Source organism: Spiroplasma endosymbiont of Polydrusus pterygomalis, assembly GCF_964030825.1.
In the GTDB taxonomy this organism is placed as follows: domain Bacteria; phylum Bacillota_I; class Bacilli_A; order Mycoplasmatales; family VBWQ01; genus Spiroplasma_E.
This window is the reverse complement of the sequence record NZ_OZ034964.1, coordinates 353,934-380,873: the sequence shown is the minus strand read 5'-3', so window position 1 is coordinate 380,873 and position 26,940 is coordinate 353,934. Positions and strand designations below refer to the sequence as shown.

The 26,940-nt window shown below is 22.4% G+C and carries 26 protein-coding genes; 17 read left to right on the top strand and 9 right to left on the bottom strand.

Annotated elements, in window-relative coordinates; translation table 4 throughout:
- Positions 1-109: 109 nt before the first annotated feature.
- Positions 110-757: a hypothetical protein gene (locus ACQH25_RS01900; protein ID WP_425381551.1), complete on the bottom strand. Its 648-nt coding sequence runs from the start codon at positions 755-757 to the stop codon at positions 110-112.
- Between the two features lie 97 nt (positions 758-854).
- Here ACQH25_RS01900 and ACQH25_RS01895 point away from each other — a divergent pair, with 97 nt between their 5' ends.
- The gene (locus ACQH25_RS01895) at positions 855-1,409 is read left to right on the top strand and encodes an inorganic diphosphatase (RefSeq protein WP_425381550.1); all 555 of its coding nucleotides are present in this window, start codon (positions 855-857) and stop codon (positions 1,407-1,409) included.
- Positions 1,410-2,276: 867 nt separating this feature from the next.
- Entirely contained in the window at positions 2,277-2,750 is a 474-nt protein-coding gene (locus ACQH25_RS01890; protein ID WP_425381549.1) for a hypothetical protein, read from the top strand.
- A gap of 357 nt (positions 2,751-3,107) precedes the next feature.
- Here the strand turns inward: ACQH25_RS01890 and ACQH25_RS01885 are convergent, their stop codons facing one another.
- The 6 genes from ACQH25_RS01885 to ACQH25_RS01860 all read right to left on the bottom strand — a co-directional run bounded on the left by ACQH25_RS01885 (position 3,108) and on the right by ACQH25_RS01860 (position 10,468).
- On the bottom strand, positions 3,108-3,950 hold the full coding sequence (locus tag ACQH25_RS01885; protein WP_425381548.1) for a lipoprotein: 843 nt from the start codon (positions 3,948-3,950) through the stop codon (positions 3,108-3,110).
- Between the two features lie 549 nt (positions 3,951-4,499).
- Positions 4,500-5,687 carry a restriction endonuclease subunit S gene (locus ACQH25_RS01880; protein WP_425381547.1) on the bottom strand — a complete coding sequence of 396 codons (1,188 nt, stop codon included), beginning with the start codon at positions 5,685-5,687 and terminating at the stop codon, positions 4,500-4,502.
- 755 nt (positions 5,688-6,442) lie between these two features.
- The gene (locus ACQH25_RS01875; RefSeq protein WP_425381546.1) at positions 6,443-9,262 is read right to left on the bottom strand and encodes an ABC transporter permease; all 2,820 of its coding nucleotides are present in this window, start codon (positions 9,260-9,262) and stop codon (positions 6,443-6,445) included.
- Between the two features lie 11 nt (positions 9,263-9,273).
- Positions 9,274-9,654, bottom strand: coding sequence for a hypothetical protein (locus ACQH25_RS01870; protein WP_425381545.1), 381 nt, complete (start codon positions 9,652-9,654; stop codon positions 9,274-9,276).
- Positions 9,614-9,988, bottom strand: coding sequence for a hypothetical protein (locus tag ACQH25_RS01865; RefSeq protein ID WP_425381544.1), 375 nt, complete (start codon positions 9,986-9,988; stop codon positions 9,614-9,616). The genes ACQH25_RS01870 and ACQH25_RS01865 overlap by 41 nt, the downstream gene beginning before the upstream one ends.
- A 108-nt stretch (positions 9,989-10,096) precedes the next feature.
- On the bottom strand, positions 10,097-10,468 hold the full coding sequence (locus ACQH25_RS01860; protein ID WP_425381543.1) for a hypothetical protein: 372 nt from the start codon (positions 10,466-10,468) through the stop codon (positions 10,097-10,099).
- An 807-nt stretch (positions 10,469-11,275) separates the two neighbouring features.
- On the opposite strand from ACQH25_RS01860, the gene ACQH25_RS01855 reads away from it, so the two are divergent.
- The 14 genes from ACQH25_RS01855 (at position 11,276) to ACQH25_RS01790 (ending at position 23,263) form a co-directional block, all read left to right on the top strand.
- Positions 11,276-11,437 (top strand): hypothetical protein, encoded by a 162-nt coding sequence (locus tag ACQH25_RS01855; protein ID WP_425380732.1) that lies wholly within the window; start codon positions 11,276-11,278, stop codon positions 11,435-11,437.
- A 193-nt stretch (positions 11,438-11,630) separates the two neighbouring features.
- Entirely contained in the window at positions 11,631-12,068 is a 438-nt protein-coding gene (locus ACQH25_RS01850; protein ID WP_425380731.1) for a hypothetical protein, read from the top strand.
- On the top strand, positions 12,058-12,351 hold the full coding sequence (locus ACQH25_RS01845; protein ID WP_425380730.1) for a hypothetical protein: 294 nt from the start codon (positions 12,058-12,060) through the stop codon (positions 12,349-12,351). The genes ACQH25_RS01850 and ACQH25_RS01845 overlap by 11 nt, the downstream gene beginning before the upstream one ends.
- Before the next feature lie 229 nt (positions 12,352-12,580).
- Complete coding sequence (locus tag ACQH25_RS01840) at positions 12,581-12,835, top strand: hypothetical protein (protein ID WP_425380729.1); 255 nt, start codon at positions 12,581-12,583, stop codon at positions 12,833-12,835.
- Entirely contained in the window at positions 12,835-13,071 is a 237-nt protein-coding gene (locus ACQH25_RS01835) for a hypothetical protein (protein WP_425380728.1), read from the top strand. Before ACQH25_RS01840 ends, ACQH25_RS01835 begins: the two co-directional genes overlap by 1 nt.
- 11 nt (positions 13,072-13,082) lie before the next feature.
- Positions 13,083-13,898 (top strand): hypothetical protein, encoded by an 816-nt coding sequence (locus ACQH25_RS01830; protein WP_425380800.1) that lies wholly within the window; start codon positions 13,083-13,085, stop codon positions 13,896-13,898.
- 17 nt (positions 13,899-13,915) lie between these two features.
- Positions 13,916-14,110 (top strand): hypothetical protein, encoded by a 195-nt coding sequence (locus ACQH25_RS01825; protein WP_425380726.1) that lies wholly within the window; start codon positions 13,916-13,918, stop codon positions 14,108-14,110.
- A 13-nt stretch (positions 14,111-14,123) separates the two neighbouring features.
- On the top strand, positions 14,124-14,501 hold the full coding sequence (locus ACQH25_RS01820) for a hypothetical protein (protein ID WP_425380725.1): 378 nt from the start codon (positions 14,124-14,126) through the stop codon (positions 14,499-14,501).
- 18 nt (positions 14,502-14,519) lie between these two features.
- Positions 14,520-15,701 carry a hypothetical protein gene (locus tag ACQH25_RS01815; RefSeq protein WP_425380801.1) on the top strand — a complete coding sequence of 394 codons (1,182 nt, stop codon included), beginning with the start codon at positions 14,520-14,522 and terminating at the stop codon, positions 15,699-15,701.
- A gap of 14 nt (positions 15,702-15,715) precedes the next feature.
- Positions 15,716-17,413: a hypothetical protein gene (locus tag ACQH25_RS01810; protein ID WP_425380802.1), complete on the top strand. Its 1,698-nt coding sequence runs from the start codon at positions 15,716-15,718 to the stop codon at positions 17,411-17,413.
- Between the two features lie 3 nt (positions 17,414-17,416).
- Positions 17,417-19,897, top strand: a complete 2,481-nt coding sequence (locus tag ACQH25_RS01805; RefSeq protein ID WP_425381542.1) for a hypothetical protein — start codon at positions 17,417-17,419, stop codon at positions 19,895-19,897.
- Positions 19,898-19,901: 4 nt separating this feature from the next.
- The gene (locus ACQH25_RS01800) at positions 19,902-20,024 is read left to right on the top strand and encodes a hypothetical protein (RefSeq protein ID WP_425380902.1); all 123 of its coding nucleotides are present in this window, start codon (positions 19,902-19,904) and stop codon (positions 20,022-20,024) included.
- 16 nt (positions 20,025-20,040) lie between these two features.
- Positions 20,041-21,288 carry a hypothetical protein gene (locus tag ACQH25_RS01795; RefSeq protein ID WP_425381005.1) on the top strand — a complete coding sequence of 416 codons (1,248 nt, stop codon included), beginning with the start codon at positions 20,041-20,043 and terminating at the stop codon, positions 21,286-21,288.
- Positions 21,233-23,263, top strand: coding sequence for a hypothetical protein (locus tag ACQH25_RS01790; RefSeq protein ID WP_425381006.1), 2,031 nt, complete (start codon positions 21,233-21,235; stop codon positions 23,261-23,263). The genes ACQH25_RS01795 and ACQH25_RS01790 overlap by 56 nt, the downstream gene beginning before the upstream one ends.
- An 84-nt stretch (positions 23,264-23,347) precedes the next feature.
- Here ACQH25_RS01790 and ACQH25_RS01785 read toward each other — a convergent pair whose 3' ends face one another.
- Both ACQH25_RS01785 and ACQH25_RS01780 read right to left on the bottom strand, forming a co-directional pair.
- Complete coding sequence (locus tag ACQH25_RS01785; RefSeq protein WP_425381237.1) at positions 23,348-23,746, bottom strand: hypothetical protein; 399 nt, start codon at positions 23,744-23,746, stop codon at positions 23,348-23,350.
- 216 nt (positions 23,747-23,962) lie between these two features.
- On the bottom strand, positions 23,963-25,669 hold the full coding sequence (locus ACQH25_RS01780; protein ID WP_425381008.1) for a hypothetical protein: 1,707 nt from the start codon (positions 25,667-25,669) through the stop codon (positions 23,963-23,965).
- 68 nt (positions 25,670-25,737) lie between these two features.
- Between ACQH25_RS01780 and ACQH25_RS01775 the strand changes: the two genes are divergently transcribed.
- Complete coding sequence (locus ACQH25_RS01775) at positions 25,738-26,892, top strand: Mbov_0401 family ICE element transposase-like protein (RefSeq protein ID WP_425381009.1); 1,155 nt, start codon at positions 25,738-25,740, stop codon at positions 26,890-26,892.
- Positions 26,893-26,940 lie beyond the last annotated feature (48 nt).

Genomic DNA, 26,940 nt, shown 5'->3' with positions numbered 1-26,940 from the left:
TATAAATATTTTATTTAGAACAACTGACAAAGCAAAATAAAAGAATTACCAATAATCAAAACTCAACAATCAAATAATAAATTTAATGAAATTAAAAACAATATTAGCATTAAAGATTAAAATGTTGAATTAAACTTTGTACTGGCCTAACTAATAGTAAATACAAAAATAAAACTGAAGTAAACTTAATTAAATTAAATGGAATAAATATAATTCAAATCTTATTTTTAAGATATCCTGCTCCATACATATCTAAAATAAAAGCTCAATTATAAAAAGTAATAATTAAGGATACTAAAACACAAGTCATAACAACGGTTGGTATTTCAACAAGCATTAATCGCTTTCAAGAATTACAAGGTTGCTCTTTTCAAAACGGTAATAGTTTAAATAACAATTTAAAGCTACTATACAATAATAATAAAGTAATAGTACTTAACATATAAGCAAATTCACCAATTGGTTCACCATTATTACCAGAAGGAAAATGAGGTAAAATCAAACTCAATCAGGGAACAATGATAGCAATTAATAAACTATAAGGAAGTTTAACAATTAATGTTGCAATTAAATTAATAGTATTACCAAAATCAATCTTTAAAAAATCCAAAAAAATTGGTGGTGTTTCTAATAAAGTCATTAACGTAGTAACTGCTAATAAGACACTAATTAATGCTATCTTATGAGTAGTTAATTTAAATGAATGATTAATATAACTTTTAAATTGTTGTCATTTTTGTTGATATTTTAAATTCATTTGTTACTCCTTAAATACATTATTATTTTAATTATATATAAAAAAAAGTTTATTTATTATATAATAAAATTAATTTTTAAAAGGAGATGAAACATTAATGAATAAAAATAAAAATAATATTATCCAAATGATTGTTGAAATTCCGAAAGGCACTAGTAATAAATATGAATACGATTGAAAAACAAAAACGATGATATTAGATCGTGTCCTTTATGGTGCTAATTTTTATCCTGCTGAATATGGATATATTGCTGAAACTTTAGATTATGATGGTGATCCATTAGATGTTATTAGTTTAATAACTTATCCAACTTTTACTGGCTGCTTAATAGAAGTTAGAATTTTAGGAATGATTAAAATGATTGATGGTGGTGAAGTTGATACTAAATTATTTGGCGTTGTTAATGCTGATCCACGCTTTGATGATTATCAAGAATTAACAGATGTCTCACAACATTTACGTGATGAAATTGTTAATTTCTTTTTACAGTATAAAGAATTACAAAAAAAGAAAGTTATCATTAACGGTTGAGGTGATTTAAAAGAAGCGTTAACTGAACTTACAATATGTAAAAATATGTTTAAACAATTTGAAAACGAAATGAATACTTTACCAAAAACAGAACTAGTAACACTATTAAATAAAAAGTAATAATTTAAAATTAAATTAAGACAACTAAATAAATAACTATTGATAAAAAAATTAAGTAATTTTAAGTTATCCCAATACTTATGATACTGTTGAATATTACATTGAATGATGGAAGTTAAAATTTTGAGAAGGGTAACTAGTAAAACAAATTTAAACGTAGTAGACCTATTTATTAATTTTTTAAAACTAATCTCTAGGTATAAATAAAGGTTAATAAATAATTACGCTATATTTAATAATATATAAATATGATGAAGGTGAGAAAATAATGAGTAAAGAAAAAATAATTTTAAGAAAAATAAATAAGATATATGAATAACGTATATAAAAATAAAAACCTAATTAAAATTTGACAAATAATTTTGATAAATTAGGATAATTAATATATAAAAAAGAAAAAAAGATTAAACTTAATAACAGCAATTAGTGTAATTGGTAGATCATCATTAACTATGATAGCCTGTGGTAGTTGCTAATGCTAATACTACAAACAATAAAGATACGAAAATGCCTGAATGAGACCGACATACCTGTATTACCTATTTCACCAAAATGAGCTAAATTAGAAGTTGATATCAAAAAGGTTTTGAAACATGATGAGAAAATGCTTCTAAATGACAAAAAGCAGTTTTTAAAGATGGTGTAAAACACGAGCAATTAAGTGATGTAGAATTTTATAAGAAAAAGGTTGATGAAAATTGAGGATGATTAACAGACAAGGGATAGTTATATTATTTTTAATTAATCTAAATGACTTGATAAAGGAATGTTAAATTTGAAAACAAAGAAAGTTGAGGATAAGTATGAGTAATCATATACAAAAACTAATTTGCATCTTAATTGTTCCTTTATATGCAGCACTAGTTTTTGCTTTATAAAGAAGCATTAGCAATATTACCAAATATTGAGGTGGTAACTTTTCTATTAGCATTTGCAGCACTAGTTTTTCCATTATATATGTCACTTACGATTCCTTTAATTTTTGCTTCTTTAGAAATCTTACTTTATGGTGCTAATACTTGAATATTTTTATATTTTAGTGCTTGACCAATATTAGTAATAATAATTTGAATATTTCGTCATTTAATTAAAAAGTATTGATGAATTTTTATCATTATTACCAGTTTATGAGGTTTTGCTTTTGGAACATTTGATTCTCTTATTCATTTAATATTATTTGGTAAATCTAGTTTTTATCTTTACTGATTATCTGGTTTAAATTTTGATGCCATTCATGGCATTGTTAATTTTATGTTTAGTAGTTTTTTATATAAACCAATTATAAGTATTTGAAATAAACACTTGCAATATTATATTATTATCAATAATAATCTTGCATAACCAAGTTTGTAGCGGTCCATCCCTTGCCACTTCGTCGCACACCTCCCAGAGAGTGGGTTTTACTCCACTCGGGGGTCTCTCTCGCCCCAACCAAGGTTCTGGTTGACACCAGCCACTAATATAGGTTTGCTCTATACTTTTTTATACTATTCAAAAATAAAACATCGCTAAAAACAGCAAATATAAGCGATGTAAAATGTTCTTTATTATCAATTTATTAATAAAGAATATGAATATAATGGATTATAAATATATGTTTATAATATTAGAAAATTATATTGTGAAAAAACACAAAAAAATAACTATATAGTTATTTTTTATACTATATATAGAAAATTAAAAGTGATTAATAAATAATTAATCACTTTTATAAACTCCATAATAGGAATTAGAAATATAAAATTTATTTTTTTGATCTGTAATTATTGTATTATTACCAAAAAAAAGTTGATTGTTAATCACATGAATATCTTTATTATTTGATAACATTTTATAAACACTAATACCATTATCAATAATATAAATATTATTATTTTTATCCAAAGTAAAATCAATAAAAGGTTTTTCTATTTCTGCAATTTTATTGAAAGTACTTTCTCCTGCTAAACATTTATAAATTTCACTATCTTGTTGAACAATTATACTTAAAAGAAAAATATTATTATTTTTATCAATAACTATTGATGAAATTAGTCTTTGAATATTTGTTACTTCACTAAAAATATTTTCTCCTGCTGAACATTTATATAATTTACCAGTACTAGAACCAGTATAAATATTATTATTTTTATCAACAGTAATACTTCAAATGGATTCATTAAAATTAAATATTTCTTGAAAACTTTCTTCTTTTGCTAAACATTTATAAATTTTTTGATTATTAATAATCAAAAAATTATCATCATTGTCAATCTTAATAATAGTCTTATTATATTCAGTTTCAATATTTATTGTAGCAAACTTCTTAAATTCATTTTCTCCTGTTAAACATTTATAAATATTTCCTTTTTTATCACTAGCATAAAGATTACCTTTAGTATCTACTGCTAAAGCAGTTGCTTCTTTTATTCTATCCATTAACTTAAATTTAACAGTATTTATTGTTGGTATCGGAACATTACTATTATTACATGCAATAATATTAGTACTTGTTGTTATAGTTAAAACTGTCATTGTAAAAATACTTAATAATTTTTTCATAATTTAATACCCCTTAATCTTTCAATTATTATTACTTAAAAATATTTTATAATATTTTTAAGTAATAATTTCAAATTGTTATAAATAACATTCAAACTTTGCTGAATTACATACTGTAATACTTTTTATTAAATAATTATTAAAATATAACTTACCTTAATAATTTTACAACAAAAAAATAATACAATAATAAAAAAAGTTTACTAAAAACAATATTAAAAACACTAACTGAAAATGTTACACCTTAATTATATTTTTCTTTTAATTTTTGTTTTTCTATCATGTTAACATCAATATTTACTTCTTCAACAAAATTCATAGCTTTAAAACTATTTAAAATGATATAAATTTACTTATTTTAAGAGTTACTAATTAATTATTGAAATTATACAATGATTTTAAATATATCAGCAATGGTCTCTTTTAATTTTGTTGAAAATAATTGATAGCATTAAATACTTTTACCATTATCAAATATAAACATTTGTAAAAACCAAAAAATTATGTAAAACTTTTACTTGTATGTAAAAATCAGATAGAAACCATAAATTAAATAAACATATTATTTAAGTAATATTGTTTTTGTTTTGCTAATAAACTTAACTGTTCTTTAACTAATTCTATTTTTTTATCAATAATAGTAAAAAAATGTGCCACTTTTGTTTGTTCATATATATTTGGAAATAAAACATTAATTTCACTTACATATGAAATATAATACCTTTTGTGATCACTAGAAAATAATTTTAAATTTTTTAATAAATTGAAAACATAAAATAAATTAATATTATTATTTTTAGATTTTAAAATCTTAATTGCTGATGATTTAATCATAAATTTAAAATTAACATATTTCATATCCATTGTAAAATCATCAAAAATTATAACTGGTATGTTTTCATAAATGTTTTTTTCATTTACATAACCCAGTACAAATGATTTATTAGCTGTTAATACTGGTATTTTTCCTTGATTTTCAATTTTATCTTTAATTATAAATTTTGTAGGTTGCTGATAATTTAATATTTCTCCTATTTTTTTACTTTCTCATTCATCATTAAATCCTTTAAATCTAATTTTGGGATAACTTTTTTCATTTGCAAACATATTATTTAAGTAATATTGTTTTTGTTTTGCTAATAAACTTAACTGTTCTTTAACTAATTCAATTTTCCTATCAATAATAGTAAAAAAATTACCAATTAAATTTTGTTGGATAATATTAGGAATTTTAACTTGTAAATTTAATAATAATTTTTTTGATAAATTATATCTAGTAAAACCATTAGCCATTTTAATAATTTTTTCCCTATATTGAATTGATAAAAGTAAAAAAAGTAAAAAAATTGAATTTATGACTCTTATATCAATTATTCTAAAACCAGAACAAAAACTATTTAAGTAAACATTGTCAGTATCTGAATTAAAAATAGAACAAAGTCCTACTTCATTATAAGTTTCTGAAGTCATCGTAAATAAAATATCACCTTTAACTAAATGATTTTGATTCTCATTTTTATTAATATTTACATATTTTAAAGAATCAATTTTTATAAACCTATTATTATAAATATTTGTATATGTAACATAGTAAAAATTAGAATTATTTATTTCAAAATCTGCTTTTGTTTTTTTATAAAGCCCACGAAAAAAAATTCCAATATCATTAAGCTTATATTTTTTTCATTCATCATCAAACCCTTTAAATCTAATTTTTGGCACCAGAGATTTATTCATTATTAATCACCAAATCTTTTAACATTAACTTAAATTCTTCATTTAATTCATTATTTTCTTTTCCATTTTTAAATCTTCCTATTAATTTTTATTATAAATATTTAATTAGTTATATTATATAATAAAAAATCAAATTTTTATTAAAGTAATAAAATTAAAATATTATTAGACTTCTTGCATAACCTAGTTAATTGTGGTCAATATTATTTTATATTTTAGAAAAATGTTTATTTTAAAGTTTAATTTGATTGGTGAAATTTTAATTTTCTATTATTTTTATTGGTTATGCAATAAGTTTATTATATTAAAATTGTTAGAGAAAGATAGAAAAATAAGCAATCTTGTTATACTATTTTCTTTTTTCTCTTTTATTTTAGTTCACATATTTTTATCATTCTCTTTCTAAACTACTCACCAAATCGTAACCTTTTTGCATAATCAGATTGATTTTAAAAACCATTTCATTAAATTCTTGTTCAATTAAACTCATATTTTAAAAATCTGCTATTATTGGGTTAGCAATAGTAGTTATAATTTTGTAGTATTTCATTTTTTTCTGCTAAATCTAAATATTTAGTTAATTGGTTTAAAAAATAATCAAACAATTATTTTAAGTGTTAAAATAGCAATTTGAAAAACAATGGATAGTGCTAAAAGACAAAGAGATATTAAGGATATGTATCCAAAAATTAAACATATCTAAGATGACAATCACAAATATTAATTAAACTAATTTAGTAATTACTAATACCATATTACTCCATAAATGACCATAGTTTATATTTTCTAAAGTTTAAAAATCAAGTAATAGCATAAGCAGCAATATAAACAAAAATATTAGTACCAAAAGCTAATAGAAAATATCACCAATGAAAAATAATTGGGTAAAGAATATTATTAAAAGTAAGTAATTGCTCTGCTAACATATTAATTAATAATGGTGTAATAAAAATACTAAAAATTGAAAAGATTAAAATAATAGGAATAATAATTATTATAAAATTATATGTTACTTCCATTGTATTATATCCTAATACTTTTAAAATATTAATTAATATTCAATTATCACGAATAAAAATATTAGTAATCAAAGTCATAATCATAAATGATAATATAATACTACAAATTGCAAAAAAACCAATAAGTAACTGAATAGTTACTTCTTTACTTTCTAATGCTACCTTCTCATTACCAATTGGCACAATACTACTTAAAGAACTAGTAAAACTACTATTAACAACATAATCAGTATTTAAAATTTTAGTTAAATCAATATGATAGTTATTTTTAGTATTAATGAAAGTTAGATAATGTTGTAACTCATTATCATTAAATCTACTCATTTTAGCATTATTAATTAATAATCCCGTTTTCTCATTAATAGCATTATTTAAAAGCAATTGTGATACTAATATTGTTGATGCATCTAAATTAGTAAAACCATCATAAACAATACCAATTAAATAGTTTTTATTACCATTAAAATTAAAATAGGGATATAAAATCACTTTACCAATGTTATTGCCATTACCAGTACTAACATTAGATGTTGGAGCATTAGATGCTACAATTGGTAAAAAAGTAACATTTGGTGCATTAGTACTAGTAATATGCAAGTACTTTTTTACGATATTAATATTTTTTGTAAACTCTTTATCTAGTCAAAAATTAGAATTACTAATATTTTCTAAATTTAAATTAATAAAATTTTCAAATTTACTATTAATTAAATGAGGTTTAATAAAATTACTGCTATTATTACCAATACCATATATATTTTGTCTAATTGTAACTCTATTAGTAAAACATGAAGTATTAAAAGTTTGCGTTATACTATCATAACTATTACCAATATTATTATTATGACTAAAATCTAAATCATAAGAATCTTCAATATCTATTTTAATAAATGGTAACTCATTTTGTTCTTGATACGGAATAGTAGCAAAACTAATTAATAAGTCCTTACTATCATTACCATTAGCATTTGTTAAGTAATTAATAACATTTATTTGCTTCATTCATTGTTTCTTAAATATTGGTGATAATAAATTTCATACTGTAGGTTTTTCAAGATTTTTGCGCATTTTTAATAATTCACTACCTAAAATATATTTATTACGAACATCACGAATAACAGGAGCAGGATTATTAGGATTTGTTAAATATGAATTAATTGCATCTTCTAAATCTTGTTGAAGTGATGTTCCTGATTCTACTTGTGAAATTGAATTCATGCTATAAACTAATTGTTTATTACTATTAATAAAATTCTTTCCAATTTTTTGATAATGATAATTACTTAAATAATTAAAATTAATTCCTTCAAAGCGAATTACCAACATATCATTAACTAATCCACTAGCAGCAACTGCAAATAACATTAATGTTGCTGCAAAAATACTAACAATACTAATAATAACTAATTTACTAAAACTACGCATACTAATCGTTGTTGCTAATTTGTTACGATAACTAATGTTACCAATAACTTGTAAACTAATGAAACTAAAAATTCTACTAATAGTTAAATGATGATGTTTTTTAAAAGTTCTACTACTAATTAAGTCAAGAGGTCTTTTTTGTAAAAATAAATAAACAATAATAAAACTAATTATTACTAACAATAATAAAGGAATCGTAACAATTATTATTGTCATTTCTGCATTTATATACCATCCATAATTAATTAATGCTAAATATAAATTATGACTATTAATAAGAATATGACTAATAAAGACTGATATTGCCACACCAATAATGGCAAAAATAAATAACGGTCAAATAATAGCTAATACTAAAGCTATGGTTAATTGTCAATTATGATAACCAAGTGCTTTTAAAACACCAATTAATTTATGATTATGATGAATCATTTTCCATACGACCATTAAAATAATAATACTAGTAACAATAAAAATTAAAGTTAAAAATATTGTACCAACATTTTGTGTTAATTTAATTCGTTCATTTAAGAAAAAAATAGCATTTTCATTATAAGGTCTTCATCAATAATCGTCATTTGTTAAAATACTAGCAACATAAGCAAAATTTATACCATTATTAAGATTTTGATAATGATGATCATATATTAATTGCTGATGTAAAATATTATACAATCATGAATTTAATCCACATTCAGGATAAACTGGATTAAAACTATTTTTTTGAGTATTGCTATCAATAAATTGCTTAAAATCATTATTAATATTGATCATCGTATTACTATTAACAAAAGCAACAGTTTTATTTTTTGGATCAATGATACCAGCAATATTATTACCAATAAAAGCACTATTACGACTAGTAACAAAACCTCTAATTGTAAAAGTATGATTAACAATATTATATTTATCACTAACTTTCAAATTATTATTATTAGCAAATTGTTCATAAATTAACATTTCATCATCTTGTAATGGTAATTGTTCTAAACTTTGTTGATAATTGCCAACTAACATTGGTGGGTCAATAACATTATTAGCAATCACTTGTGTAAAAAGAAAAGTTTTACCAGTTATTAATAAATCATTGACTAAAGTATATTGATTTCATTCAATATTTTGAAATAACATGCCATTAATAATTAAAAATATAACTGCGATTGTAAATTAATATCAGCAGCAGTATATTGATGATTAGCATATGGTAATTTATGATAAATTTCATCTTGATAAATTTTTAATGCGTTATTATTTAAAATAAAATAATTTACTTGATTAACATTACTTTTACCATCATAAACATAACTATTAATTAAATTGCGCATTGCATTCTTATACTGTTCAGGGTAATCATAACCTTGATGATAATCATTAGGAACTAGTAATTTAAAATCAACATAGTCATGATGATATTTGTGCGCTATATTATTACCAATTTGTAAAAAATTATTAGCATGTGGACTACTTTGTTCACTACTACCATTAAAAATAAAACGATAAGTATCAGTAAGTAGTACTATCAACTAAAATGATTTGAAAAGTTGCATTATGCAACTTTAAAGTATCAATACTATTATCTTGTTGATAGTAAGCCATATTTGCTAATCATAATCCCAAATCAACTTTATAATAATTATATTCTTTTTCAAAACTATTTTCTTCAATTGGCATTTCATTTAATTCTTGAAAATTAGTATTATGACTAATATCATTTAGGTATTGCTTTTGGACATAATCATCAGAAAATTGAATACTTAAAAAAGTTATGATCATAAGCATAACTAAAAACCCTAATCCTAAAACTTGAATTATATTTTTTCTTTGTTCACGCAAATAATTAAAAAATATTTTTACCATTTTCCTAATAACCCCAAATTAATATCTCGCATTAATTTTATCAAGTTAAAAATATTTTTTGAAATTAAAACATTTTAAGTATGCATATTTAGTTTTAATATTTAATAATTATTTAGTTAATGTCATTAACTCCTTATTATTAACATTTAATTTTCAAGTAATAATATATGAAATTAAATAAATGACAACATTAGCACTAATCATCAATGCAAAGTATCATCAACGAAAAACAATAGGAAATCCAATTTTAGCAAAAGTTGCTAATAAATTAGCAAGAATTGTCACTAAGGAAGGAACAATTAACACAGCAAACAGACTACTCATTATTAATGCTGGAATTATTACCAAAAAGAAATTATAAGAAACTTCTAATGAAGTATACCCTAAACTTCGTAAAATATTAATCAATATTAAATTATCCCGAACAGTAATATTAGTTACAATCACAATAATCATTAATGATAAAATAACACTAAACATGCCAAAAAAAGAAATTATTACTTGTAAACTATATTGATTATTTTGGGAGCTTAGCGAAGATGTCTATAACTAATATTTTTGTGTAAATATCTCCTTTCCTTTTTAAATCCTTAAATTAAAATAAATGACAAAAGACGAGAATAAAAATCTTGTCTTTTTTTGTAATTGTAAAATTTTAAAATTTTTATTATTAACACGCTTTAAATATCTACTACATGCAGTGACCAAGTAGGAGAAAGTTAATAATTAATAACCTTCTTTAACACTATTATCAACACGTGTTAGGGAACTAAAACAGTGAACTACACCACAGTTGTTAAAAATAGTAGCTAAAACATGTGGACTTGCATGGATAAATAAAAAGTGGAGTGATACCTAATAAATTATACTAACCATTAAATGGTAATTCTTGGGGGGGGAGCGAATTAGTAATTAGTATATATAGACCTGTTGTAGGGACCTATTATATTAATTCTATTTTTTATTTAACCAACCTTGCCACTCCCCTAGTGAGCGAGTGTTGGTTTTATTTTTTATTTTTTTTAAAATTTTTTGGGCGAGAAAATAAATTTAAAACTTGTAAAAAAAATTAAGCGGTGCCGGTTCAATTAAAATATTAATTTGTTAAACGCAAATTAAATAAATATTGAATCGAATGCCTTAATGTTTTTTAAAATTTTACAATTTATTTTTGAGCCCATTTTTCTAAGAAAAATAATATTAATAGTATTAATAAATAAAAAAAACAAAAATATATGCCATTTATGCTAAAAGCAAACAGGGCATATTTAAAGGATAAAATTAATTATGAAAACAAAAAATATTAAAACTCATGAAATAAAGAAAGAAAAATTTATTGATAAAATTTATAATAATAAATTTGCTTTAACTACTATTGTTGTAATATCTACAATAGTTTTAATGATAACTGTTGCTCTTTTAATTGCTGCATTTACTGTATGAAAATAATATTACTAAGAATATTTTAATTCATAATGAAAAAATATTTTTGTTGAACATGTAAACAATATAAATTAGATTATCTATTTTTTAATACTAATGATATTAAAACAAGAAAATATTTTTTAAGAGATAAAAACGGTAAAGCAATTTGTTATGACTGTATTTTAAATATTAGATTAAGTAGGGGATATAAAAAATAATGCAATATGAATTAATTATTGGTATTGACCCAGCAGGAATAGGTAGTAATGGAATTATTATATATTCAAATGAAACTAATAATATTATTTTTAATGAAACATTTAAAGCAGAAACTGTTTTAGAAAGTAAAAATTTGTTTAAAGAATACTTTTTAACGATTAAACAAGAGTTTAATAATAAAAAAATATTAGTTATTGTAGAAAATTTCTTTTTAAGTGCAAAACAATTATTAACTAATCCATTAGCAACTCCTAAAATTATTGGTGCATTAATGGTGTTAGTACAAGATGTTATGAATTGAGATTATTTAGAAAACCATCCAAAAAATAAAAACAAAATAGAAAATTATAAAGGAAATATAAAATTAACAAAACATGAAGAAGATGCATATAAACATATTCAATATTGTTTAAGGAATTTTAAAAATGAAAGATAAATCAAATTATGTGAAATTAACAGTAAAACTGAGTAACACTATTGAAGCAAAACATTATGAAAAAGGTAATAAAGAATTATATTATAGTGTTCGTGGACAATGAAATGGATTAAACTATGTTACTTTAATTTTTAATAACCCAAAATTTTATAAACGATGTATTTTATTAAACAAAAATGATGAAATTATAGTAAGTGGTCAAATCTTTAATACTTTAAATATTCCTAAAAATCGTGCATTTTGTTCAATTAATGTTAAATGATTTAAAAAATGAAAAGAGTAAAAATGAAGAAATGTAAATATTGTAATAAAAGAATTTGATTAAGTAAAAATTGATGTTTGAAATGTTTAGAAAAAATAGTTAATAATTTAACTAAAAATAAGGAGAATAATAATGAATAAAGAAAAATTAATTAACTATATTAAAAAATCACAAAAAGAATATGAGAATACATAAATAGACTTATTATTAGATATTTTAGTTCAAAAAATAAGAAGTGGTGAGTTTGATAATGAATAAAGACCAAAAAATTATTAATGAATATAATAAAAAACGTAATAAAGAGATAACAGAAGAACATTTGAATAATATAAAAAAAATAAGAGAAGAGTTTAAACAAAAAGTAATCAATAAATATAATGAAAAATTAATTATTTGGTTAAATAAACAAATTAGTATTTGTTTATGTGATTCATTAAAAGAAGCAGGTAAACTTACTGCTTATTATAAAGTAATTGAGTTTATAGAAAATGGAGAATTTCATTAATGATTATATTACCTACTTTATTTGGTGATAAAGATGAAATTGAAATATTATCACCATTTCCCAAAGCAATTCATACAAGTAATGATATTAGAGCAATTATTTTAAGACAATATCCTAATGTTAAATCAAAACACATCATTGTTTCTGACCCTGAAAGTGATGTTGCATTAATAGTTGGTGATAATGATGTTTATCAAGGTTGAATTAAAGTAACAATTAAAAAATTAGAAAATTAAAGGAGATTAAAATGCCAAATATAGAAAATCATTCAAATTATACTTTAACTAAATTAATAAGAACGTGAATTAGTCCTATTTGTGCAATGATTGGTACAAGTGCATATTATGGGCAAGTAATAGCAAATCCAATATTAGGAAGTATTAATTCTTTATTATTTGGTAAAAAATTAGGTTTAGATATCTGAAACTTGAACCAAAAACCAACTACTAAAACTAAATTAATTAATAGTAGTAAAAAAATATTATTAGGATTAGGAACAATGGGTTTAGCAAATTATAGTAAATGAACTGAAAATAATATTAATCCTATTATTCCAACAACACCAATTCCAACTACTACGGAAGGACCGCCATGATTATTATTAGATAAACAAGAAAATCAGTCATTAATTGATTGAGATACTTATATTTCATTAAATGCTTATGGTATCGCCAATGTTATTAATGGTTTAACTGAGTTAATACCTAATAAATTTGCAATGATACAAAAAATAGCAAATATGGCAACTGGTGGTTGTTTAATTAGTAGTGGTGTTGCGATGGGGATTAATAATGATTTTAATAATGCTTATGCAATACCTACTATTATTGCAGGAATAAGTGAAATTATTCATAATTTATTACCTATGGAAACAAATCATAGTATAGAAATGCAAGAAACTTCCTTTACAAATGAAACAACAAGATTAATTAATGATGATAGATTTACTATTAATAGTGAAACAAGTAGTCAATATGGCAGTCATAATTCTAATGTTTCATTAGATTGAGATGATACAGCTAATAATGCTTTACAACGTAGTAATAGTAATCTTACTTTATAAAAAAATGAAAGGAAAATATGGAAATGCAAGAATTTTTAAAAGCACTTGAAACAATTGGAATAAGTACAGGTATATTAATTTGTCGAGAAATTATTGTTTTATTAAAAAGATTTATTACAACTCCAAAACATGTTAGAGCAAATAATAAAATTATAAAACATCAAAAAAAATTAGCAAAACTTAATGAAAAAATTAATAAAGAAATTAAATAATGGGGTACTGTAAATGTTAGAAAATGAAAATAATGTTCAACAAGCAACTGAACCTTTAATTAAAAATAATGATTCTTCACAAGAAATAGAAAATAAAGTTAATGAAGCAGAAAATAAGTTAAATAAATTAAATAACGAAATTAAGGAAAAAGAAATAATTAATATATTTAAAAAATATCAAGTTAAAAGTGAATTTTATGATTATTTAAAATTTAAAACTAATAATATAGAAAATTCAAAAATAGAAGAAGCTATTAAAAAAATGATTAAAGAACAACCAGTATTTAAAGAAATAATAAATACAGGTGGTAAACAACAAACAATAATAACAAATCAACCAAGTTCAATAAAAAGTACTTTATTGGATTATAAAAAGAAAAATAATTTATAACAGAAAGGAAATGAAAAAATGTCAGTACCATTCAATCAAAATTTAGATAATACCGAAAAATTAGTAGAAGCACCAGAGTTTATAGAATTTTATAAACAATCAAATTCACCATGAGCAAGTTTTTTTCCTATTGAAATGGTTAATTCTACAAAAATTGAATTTATAGTTAAAAAACCAAAAAATTCAGAAATTAAAGTATTAAAATGAAATGATAAAAGTAAAGGATTAGATGTTAGTTATGCTGAAACTATTAAAATTTTAAAAGAAATTAAACAAGAAGCAGTTGCAGGTGAAATAATTGCTAATGTTGATTTAAACGCTGAAAATGGACAAAATTTATTAAATACAATGCAATATGAAGTAGCAAATGATTTAGCAGATTATTTAGCAAATAATGATACAACTGTAATTGCAAAATATGCAACTAGATTAGATATTACTGATACAATACCAGTAGGCTATTTAAAATCAATGTTATCTGCTTGAAATACTTTATTTCAATTAAGAAATAGTAATAATTGTCAATTTTTTATTACTAATAATTTATATGATAGTTTAGTTTATTTAGCTGATAATAAAGGTTTAATTACTGATAATCAAATAGCACAACAATTAAGATTAAATGGAACAAATTTATATATCAAAGGTGTATTATGTCAAATTGTAATGGATGACTATATGACTTTTACTGATAATAATGAAACTAAAATTATGTCTTTTGTCTTAGCAACACCAAGAGCAATGAAAAGATATATGTTACAAAATACAGTTGTATATGTACAAGACATAAATGATGGTAAAGTTGGAAGAAGATATTTAGTTGGTGGAGAATTAACTGGTGAAGCAATACCTTATATAACAGATGAAGAAAAAACTTCACGTTGAATGTTATGTGGAATTATTAATACTGATAAAATTGATTTAAAAACTAAAATTACAAGTTTAACAACAAATATTACTGCAAATGTTAATAAAAATAATAATGAATTAGATACAGAAATAAAAAGTACTAATGAACTTAAATCATTAAATCCAAATTTAATAAATCCAAATATTAAATATTTTAGTGATGTTCAAGGAAAAACTAATGTAAGTAATCAAAAACAAAAAGTAGGTGACTTGTATATAACTATTACTGCCAATGTTAATGATATAAATTATAAAGGGTCAACAAATCCAATTAAAATAACTCTTAAATAAAGGAAATTAATATCATGCCAATTGGTACAACTAGTACAGCAATACTTTTAAATATCAATAAACCAAAACATACTAGAATAAGTAAACAACAAGAAAATAAAAGTTTTTGATGAGAAATTTTAGAAATGATTGGTGTACAAGTAATAGCAGTAGCACTTGCTCCTTTTACTGGTGGATTAAGTGAAAGTATAGCACTTGGATTAGGTGCAAGTGATTTACTTGCTAGTATTAGTGCTGTTGGTGTAGAGTTTTTAACTGATTTTACTATTAATCAAGTTTATGATTATTTAAAAGGAAATGTAACACCATTAAATACTTTTTTTAATATCTTACCTGCATTTGCTGGACTTAATAAAATTAGTCGTGGTTATCGTACAACTAAATTTATTAAATTAGCACAAAAAACTAAAACATTAGAACAAATTGGTATTAAAGAAGCAAAAAACTTACAAGAAATTATTAGTCAAGTAAGTGGTAAAGAAATTTTAACAGATAAAATTATTGGTAATAAACGTTATTTATTTAATTATAGTTTTGCTCCTAATCGTGAGACAATAATCCAAAATTTAGGTTATGTTGCTGAAAGACAATATAAAAATAATTTTCAAAAATTAGAAGTACAAGAGTTAAAAGATTATTTATTATTACAAAATACATTAATAAAATTAAGTCCACAATTAACTCCAAAGTTTAAAATTAAAGATATTGAAAAAGCAAATAATTTTTTTAAAAAATATAATACTGATTTAAAAGAAGTATTAAAAATGAATCAACATGATTGATTAAATTTAGTTCATACAATACATACAGATAATAGATATGGTAAATCTTTAATTTTAGATTTACAAAAAATTCGTGCTAATGCTATTAAATTTAATTTTAAAAAGAGTTCAATTCATAAGGTTGTTTTAAAAGCAAATAAAATTTTTAAGTATTTTGATATTAGATTTTATTTAAAAAAAGGTTTAAATAAATTTTGAAAAGATACTCCATATTTTGAAAAATTACGAGAAAGTATATATAAATTACAAGAAAAATTTGAAAAGTTAGAAAAACAAGTATTTGAAAAAATTAATAAATTAAAAGAAAAAGCAACAGATTTATTTACTAGTGCAGAAAAGAAAGCAATTAAACATGCACAATTAATCCCATTAAATTCACCTGTATTTATGGGTTGCAAAATTCAACCTTTATCATTAAGTAAATGTGCAATTACTATTTATCATCGTAATCCTAAATATAAACCAATTATAGTTATTGATAGTATTCTTAAAGCAGAAACTTTTATCACTCAAATACATCCATTCCATTGATATCGCTGATATAGTGGTTGATACATTGGTTATGGAGTTAGTCGTAATAAATGATTAAAAGCAATTGCATTTGCTCCACCAGTTGTTCAACAAGTAATTAGAGATAGTTTTAAAGTTTATAGAGAAATATTTAGAATAGTAAGAACTTACCATAAAGTAGTTAATGTTATTAATAATCCTATTGAAAATATTAATAAATCATTTAAAAGTGTTGGTTTAAAATTTTCAGTTAATACATTATTTGGTACAGGATTATTACATCATTTAGAAAAATTTGTATATAGTCAAGTTGTAGCAAAAGGTAAAAAGAAATTACAAAAAGAAGTTATTCATATAGTGCATAGGAAAACTAAAACAAAAACTAAGCATTATAAAAAAGCATTTTTTAAGGAATGATAAATTATGATTAATAAACTTTGAACTGATGTCAGTTTAGAAAACTATAATAACTGATATCCATTAACTGGAAAAATTATAGAAACACCACAACAATATATAAATACATGACCTAATGTTAAGGATTGATTTACAACTTTTGCTATTCGTGCTCAAAATGATATTAATGCTTATCTTAATTTTATTTTATCTAAATTTCCTTTTGATAGTTTTAAAGATGAATTAATTAAAGAAACATTAAGAGATATGGTTTATGTTTGTGTTGAACATTGAGTATTTAATCGTACACCAATTGAGTTTAATGTTGATGCTACTATTCAATTTAATAATGGTACATCATTTAGTGCAAATAGTATTCCTAGTATTAATGTTTGAGATTTAGCACCTAGTAGAATGAAAATATGAGCAAGATTAACAGAATTAAAACAAATATTTTCAAGTTATAATAATGATGAAATAGATATTGAAAAAATTGATTTAAAAGCATTCTATACTAGAAATCAAGTTGATGAATTAATTAAAGAACAAAAAGCATTTACATTATCAAAGCAAATGAAATTATATGATGATTTAGTTGATGATAATGAAAATGAAATATATAGGGGTCCTGTTAGTAAGTTTGTTAATAAAGGTTATGTAGCAACTGAATATGATAAAGAAACTGAAACAATGATTTTAGATTGACCTGATGAAATTGGTACATTACCACCAGAAGCATTACAAAATAATCCACAAGTTGGTGATTTTACTCATGCTGCAACTGCTGACTTTTCTGCTAAACAACAAAAAAGAATTACTACCAATGAAAATAATATTAAATTATTAGAAAATAAAGTTGATATTAATAAACAAAATATTGATGATATTAAAAATAATTGATTTAATATTGCAACTAGTCCTTTATGAAAAAAAATGTCTTCTATTATTCCTAGTAATGAATTTGGAAAAATATATTTAGCAATATGGGGTTATAGTTACCAATCCACTACTAATCCAACTGATAATTATATATATAGTAATAAAAAAACTATATTTAGTTTAGGTGGAGAAGTTCAAAGAACAACACAAAAAAGTATTAAATTAGATGAATTAATTGTAAATGATAATGTTAAAATACAATTATTATTTACTCAGGAATGAAATGATATTACTGTAACTTCTAATGATGCTAATTATCAACCTATTTCTGTTGAATTATACCAATATATAGGAAAAGGGACACCAACTGAATTTATAGCAGAAGATAGTACAGAACATGATTATTATACAAAACAAGAAACTAATGAATTATTAGATAAAAAACAAAATATAAATGACGATAATTTACAAACAGTTGCTAAACAAATTGTTCCTGCAATTAATGAAAATAAAGTAAATATAGATAAAAAAATGGATGTAGAACAATTTCCATATGCTTTTGCTGTAAATGCTCTTGGTACTGAAAATCCTAATTTAGAAACTACTGATAAAACTATTGTTGGTGCTATTAATGAAATTAAAGCAAATGGTGGGAATATTGATGAAAATAGAATCTTCAATAATAAAGATGATAAAGATAGTACTACAAGATTAGTTAATGAAATTATTAAAACAAATGTTGGTGGTAAAACTTTAATTTATAGAAATAATCCTAATGTAACAGATGATAAAGATATTCCAGATAAAAAATATGTTGATGATGAAATTATAAAAATAAAAGATTTAATTAAAAAACTTGTTGTATGAAAAACAATAGGTGAGCGAATTGATGATAGAACTTGAAGTAATTTTTCACCTAGTTTAAATGCTCTTTATCGTGTATTTTTAATTACTGAAACAAGTATACCTTTACAAAATGGTTATAAAGAAGTTATCTTTTTTACACCTGCACAAGCAATTGGAACTGGTGCTTATCGTATTACTTCTAGAAAAATAGGTAATAGTGATGCTGTTTTAAATATGATTTATGATAATACAAAATGAACTTTAAAATTAGATGGTGGCGATACTGGTGGAGCAATATATAGGCTTGAAGAATTAAAAGCAGAGGATTTATATGAAATTAAAAGTAATACATTAGAAATAAAATCACCAGAAGTAATAGATATTGAAAAGCCTATAAAAATTGATTCAAAAACTTTATTAACAAAAGAAATTAGAGAAAATGAATGAGAAATAAATTTAAAAGAAAGTCCAGCACCAACACCTTATCCAAAATGAAAAGATGTAGCAATATCATTAAGTGGTAATTCTATTCATTCTTATCAATTAAAATCAAATACATTTTATAAAATATTTTATGATTTGAATCCTTTTAGTACGAGTACATTTGGCAAAACTCCAACACAAACAATAGAAATATTTTGACAACCACAAACATCATCAAATTGAGTATGTTTTCTTCCAAGTTTAAAAAGAATTTCATATATTAATATTGTAAATAATAAATTAATAAAATTAATAACTGATCAAGGTTATTTATGAAAATTACAAGAATTACAGGAATAAGATTATGTTTTTTAAAATTTTAAAAATTATTTTAGGTTTAATTGGTTTATTATTATCAGCAGCAACAGCAATTTTAGTTATATTTATTATTGTCAAAATTATGTTAAAAATTAATCAAATATTTTAGAAAGGTGGTGAATATTATGTTAAGTTTCTTTAAAAGAAAAGAAAAAACAAATATTACTGATAATCAAGGTGAAAAATTAAAGTTTTTAACTAATAAAAATAAAAGTACTCATGCTTCTATTTTAAGTTATTTTGGTTTTAATAATTTTAACCATGAAACTTATTTTACTGATTTTGTAGCAGAAAATAACGCTAATTTATATAATGCTCCATTAGATATTAATAATGAAACTATTAAACAATATTTAATTCAACAAGAATTTTATAGAAAAAATTGAAATTCTATTTTTAAATTAAGTAAATTAGGAATTAGTGGTTATTTAATTTATATTGCAAATGATAATTTATATTTTCAAGTAGTTGATATACAACAAAGAGTTTATGATATTACTGGTAAATTAATTCAATGTACTATTTTTTATGATAGTTATGAACAAAATTCACAAACTGTAAGATTATTTGAAGTTTATACATTAAATAATGAACAAGTAACAATTAATCGTGCAATTTATAGTATTAGTGATAATAAAAAACAATTTCCATTAGATTTTAAAACATATATTAATAATCCTAATTTAACACAAGAACAAACATTAAATATTAACTATATACCAATTACAATTATGCGAAATAAAGCAAATGAATTAGCAGATTGTAATAAAGTAATGGATAAAATTAAAGCATTAGATGTTATATTTGAACAAATTGTATTAGATACTATTTTAAACTCACCGAAGTTTATTTTTAGTCAAACTTATGGTAATGTTCAATCTTTAATGGAAGAAGCAGTAAGAACATTAGTTACTAAGAATTATATATTTAAAAGTGCTGGTGATAATAACGAACAAAACGAAAGTGTCAATATGACTAGTAGTAATTTTAAAGGTAAAAATTTAACTGATATATATGACTGATTGGTAAATGAAATATCTAAGCGCTGTGGTATTCATATACCAAGTCAAAAGAAATCTGCACAACAATCAGTACCTGAAAGTACAGCTGTAAATATTTCAACTATTAATTATATTGAACAAAAATTATGACAATTTAATATTGATATTCTTAAATTTATTAAATTGTTAGTAAATTTAGATAAAGATTTATTAAATAGTCAAACATTTAATATTGATGATGAACAAGAAATTAATAATTTAACTGTTAAATTAAAATTATTTAACCCTGAAAATAACCAATTAATAGGAGATAACAATGGAAAACAACAACAAACCACAAACCAAGTTTCCACAGAAACAAAAGCAAACTAAACTTAATCAAGCAGATGTAGAAAATGATTATTTAATTGATAATATTCCTTATGATTTTACTAATATGATGCGTGCTACTAGTGACCCTGATATTAATAGAGCATATGATGAATTTAAAAAAAGAACAATTTATATTTATGAAATTGAGCGTTTATTTAAAAATAATGAAAATAATAGTTTAAAATTTTCAGCAAATACTATTAAAATTGGTTTTATTGATATTGAAAAAGTTTTAAAAACTACTGCTGTTGAAACATCTGACTTTACTATGCAATTAAATCAAAGAGCAAGTACTAATATTAATGATAATACAATTGAATATAGTATGACTGATATTAAAAATTTAATTTTTCAAGAAATAAATTTATTAAATCAATTTAAGTTATATGCAGTTAGTATAAATGAACCATTAACTGAAAATAATATTGATAATTTATATATCATTAATAATTATTCTCAGCCTTATCAAAATCCAAAAACAAGAAGTACTAAAAGTATTACTATTATTAAAATTAAAGATTTTAAAACAAGAGATGGTTATCCAATCATTATTAAATTACAAAAACCATTAGATAAAGATACCAAAGTTATTGGTTTAAAAATTAAAGCACCTAGAAGCATGATTTTCGGCAATATAAAGGTACTTGGTGAAGTTGACAATATGGAAGTATACCCAAAGTTATTTGTTAAAGATAAGATAGCATTTCCGCTGTTATCAATGCCTATTGAAACTCAACCAAAAGTTAGAATATTACAACAATGATTTAGCGAACAAATATTACCTTGAAATTTAGCAAAGCAATTTATAGGACAAGAAAAATCAGTTTTAGATTTAATTGCTATTGGTGGTGGAACTGAAACAAGAAAAGAAATTATTAATAATGCAAGAGTTACATATACTAAATTAGGTTATAAAGTTACTAAGAGTGCACAATTATGACCATTAAATGAAGAAAAAGAATTAAAAGATAATGAAGTATGGCATTTGCCTTGAACAACAGCTGATTGAGTTTTAAATATTGCTACAACAAATAAATTTCATGATGTTGAAATAGAAATAAAAGATAGACCACCAATTGATAGTTTACAAAAAGTATTATTAGATATGTTAACTTATACATATACATATAATAGAAACTTTGATGGGGCAAGTTTAGACCCAACGAAAAAACCAAATGAATTAGATAAATTAAGAGCAAAATTTGAAGGACAAAAACCTGATGAAGTAATTACTAATTTATTCAAACAATGAAAATTAGATTATCCAAATTATATAAATTTACCACAAGTTCAGATTTTTAAACAACTAGTCATCATGTTATCAAGTAATATTTATTCAACAATGTCAATTAATAAAGGTTTAAATGATGATAATAAAATTTTATTACCCTATTATTTTGAATTAAAATCAAATCCTATACATAGTAATTCTGATGAAGTTTGAGAATTTAAAGATGCAAAAGTAATGTTAAAATCAGCATATTTTGACTTTACAGATATGAATAACATTAAACTAAAAAATAATGATATTAGTCAAAATGAATTATTTAAACTTGATGATAATCAATTCAACTGATTATCTATTACAAATGAATTAGAAAGTAACAATATACCGTCATTAATTCCTGCTGATTGAACATTAGGTAATGGTGAATATGGAAAATACTTTACAAAAGCAATTATTAGTAATAATAAAATTGAAAATGCATTAAATTTATATGGTTCAAATAAATCTCAATTACTTTCTAAATTAGAATTTTATAAAGAAATTTCACAAATTGATAATAATAGTGAATTTGAATTACAAATTAAAAATCCGATTAATAACTTAAATCGGATTGAAATTAGTGGTATATTTGGTTCTGGAAATTATGATTTAATTTTAATAACTGATAAACAAGAAATAAATCTAACTAATATTAATTTATTTGATAAATATAATGAAAATATTTCTTATATTAATTTAGAAATTTAATTATCAAAATATCCATAGGGATAATTACCATCTCATTTTTTATCATTCTTATTAGCTGGTTTAATTGCAAAATATAAATCTATTTTATAATGGTCACTTCTCGGACTTTGTCATATAGAAGCCCCCCCAATGCGCATTATAATCGTGGTCTAAAAAATAACTCAAATCATTAGTTTTATGATGTGATATTGAACCAATTATTAAACCTGTTACTCCACTTACTGCACCAATTAGTGCTAATGCTAATGTTATTTTACTTAAATTTGTTTTTATTCATGTTTTCATGATAAATTTCTCCTTTTTTATTTTGTTATTTTTTCTTAATTTTTCACAAGTTTTTAATCATTTTGGTAATAATTCATGTTCTAAATTAATTGTATGATTTTCACAAAGAAAAAGACTAAATGTTGTTGATTTTAATTCTAATAATATAATATTTGTTCATTTTTTATTACAATTTTTATTTTGGCAAATAACGTTCATTTTGTAAAATCTCTTTTAAAGATTTTAATTTATTCATAACTTTTAATTCTTTTTCTTTATTCATCATAATTTACTCCTTATTTCTTAACATCTTATTGTTTAATTGTACTTATTTTTTATTATTTTTACAAGTATACTTTTAAACGCAAAATAACGCCTAAATAAAAGGTGTTTATTTTGTGAGACCTATACTATTAATTTTATGTCACTTGTTTATTATATGGCAAATGTGAAGATGCTTTTTTTCACAGTAGCATTATTTTTACCACGAATTACGTTTTTATATGGATATAGTGCATAAAACAGAGCATCATAAGGATCTTGGTACATATTTTTATCTGGAATGTTAGTTTTTGTTTGGTCATATCTTAACTCTTCTAAACATTGAGTAGTTTTTGGTAAATCATCTTTATTTGCATAAAAGTTTCCATAACTCATAATATTTCTCATTCAAACTACGCGATTAGTTAATCCTGCTTCTTGATTTAGATTTGAAGCATGTTTAATAGCAGTTTGTGTTATTAAAATAGTATTATGTTCATCTATTAATTTTTGATTTAATCAATCCATTGCTGTTCGTGCTTTATCATCATAAAAGTAAACCGTTTGTTCAAAATTTTCAAAATTATCAATTAACCCTAAAATTTCATTAGCATAAGCATTAATCTTTTCATTTTCATTAATAAAGTCATTTGGTGTAACTACTAATTCACAAATAATATAAGCGTCATAATAACCAGTATTATTATATTCTTTAAATCCAACTACCATAAATACAGTATGGTCTTTATGACCAGTTGCTCAATCAATACCAATACTATAAAAATCAAATTTATATATATCTTTTTCTTGATTATAAAATTGTTTTAAATCATATGTTTGTCAATATTTTAATGTTTTTTGAAATGGGAAAATTGTAGCATCACTATCTAAAAATTCAAAACCATAAAAAACAGTATTAAATTCATCGGGATTACTTTTTTTCATTTCTATTAATGTTCTTTTTTGAATTTCTGGTAATTTATTTCAAAACGGTTGAATAGTAAATCTTAAAATAAATAAACCTAAACCACTAAACACTTCTTTATTTTCATAATAAACTTTACCAACTTTTTTAAGATTATCCATAGTTTTATCATTTAATGGTAAAAATGGTGTACAGTACTTTAAATAAAATGGGTGATATTTATCGTATGGATTACATGTAAAAGTAATAAAAAAACTTTTATAAAAATAACGAGTAATCTTTTGTCCAAAAGTAGAACTATATATATTTTTATCAATAAATGTTCAACTTCATTCTTTAATTGGTTCATTTGATACTTTAATACGATTACTTCTAAACATAGAATTTTGTAAGCGTTCATAGCGATATGTTAATTGCTTTTCTGTCAACGTTTCTTTTTCTTCTGCCATAATTATTTCATCTGTACGTGAACCTAAAAAACTTGACCCACCTGCTTCTTTTCCAAAAATTTTATTACCATTAGCATAACCAATAAAATCAATTTGTTGATTATTAGGAAAAATAATACACCCACCATCCTTAGTAATTTTTCATTTAATATCATGGGAATTATTAGGTAATAAATTAATATCATATATATCTAATAAAACTTGACAAACATTCATTAAAGCACCAATAGTGGTTTCACTATGAGTATTTTCATATCGTCTTACTTCTTGTACACTACTATCATTAAAATTACAGCATATAAATAAATCAAATGCTAAACAGTTTCAAGTTTTTCTTGTTCCCCGTGCTGTTGGTATAAAACGATAAAAACAATTAGTAGTAAAATATTCTGCTCATTCATCACCAACAAATGCTTTAAAAATATCTCAACTAAAACCATAATTATTATCACTAAAATTAAGGTCATATTTTTTATTTAATTGTGCATAACTACTAATGAATGGCATATTTACTCCTTAGTTAACATATATAAGTTAAAATTTAATTATTAATAAATTTAGAAAGGAAATAAAGAATGTTATTTTTTCAAAATCATTTTAATTGAGAACAACATTATTTTAATCAAGATGAATTAAATTTAAAACAAACACAAGAATTGTTTAAACAAATAGATGATAAATTATGAAATGAATGTGATAAATCTATATATAAACCATGTAAATTTAGAAAAAGAAAATTAAAAACAAAAAAAGGCCTATTAACTTATAAGCGACGTATTTGTACATATTATAACAAAAAAATACAAAAAATTGAATATGTGTCATTACTAGATATATATCTTGGTGTTAAAAAGTATAGTAAATTAGCACCCGATGTTATTAAACAAATTTTAAAATATTTTACTGACGGAAAAAGGTATCGTGATGTTTGTGATACTTTTATAGAAGACTTAATAAGTAATAGTGCTGTTTTTAGAACATATCAAAAATTTCAATTACAAAAAATAAAAATTCCTAAAATCAAATTAAAACCAAACCAAACTTTATATATAAATATTGATGATGGACATAGAAAATTTAAGTTTAATGATAACCATAATAGTAAAAAATGTAAAAAATGTTCTATGAGATTAATAATATTTTGCATTGGTAAAAAGAAAAATGGCAAATTAATTAATAAAAGAGCTGCATGTAAAATAAGATTATCAAAAACAAAAATTGGTGCATATAAAACTGCACAATTAATTCAAAAATATGGTAGATTATATTATGAAAATTTTGACCAAGCAAATTTAATAATTTGTGGTGATAGTGCAAAATGAATTAGAAAAACTGCTGAAATTTTAAATGCTAAATTTATTTTAGATAAATTTCATGCTTTTCATGTTTTATTTCTTGGAATTATGGCAGGAAGAAGAAAAAATAAAATTGCTAAACTACATTATGAATATGCACAAAATTTATTTTCAAAAGGTCAATATTATGAATTAATTGATTTTTTAAATTCATTAATATTAAAATATCCAAAATTAAAAGTTGGTTATTTCATTAATGCAAAAGATGGCGTATTAAATCAAGCATTAGTTGAAAATATTGGTTGTTTTACTGAAACTAATATTAAACAAATTTTAAAACATATGATTGGAAGTAGAACCTATAATATTGATATGTATTCAAAAATGGTTAATTTTAAATGCTATCAAATAAATACAGAAATACAGTTATTATAAAAAAATCCCTAATTAAAGGGATTTGCCTAAGAGACCACGTACTTAACA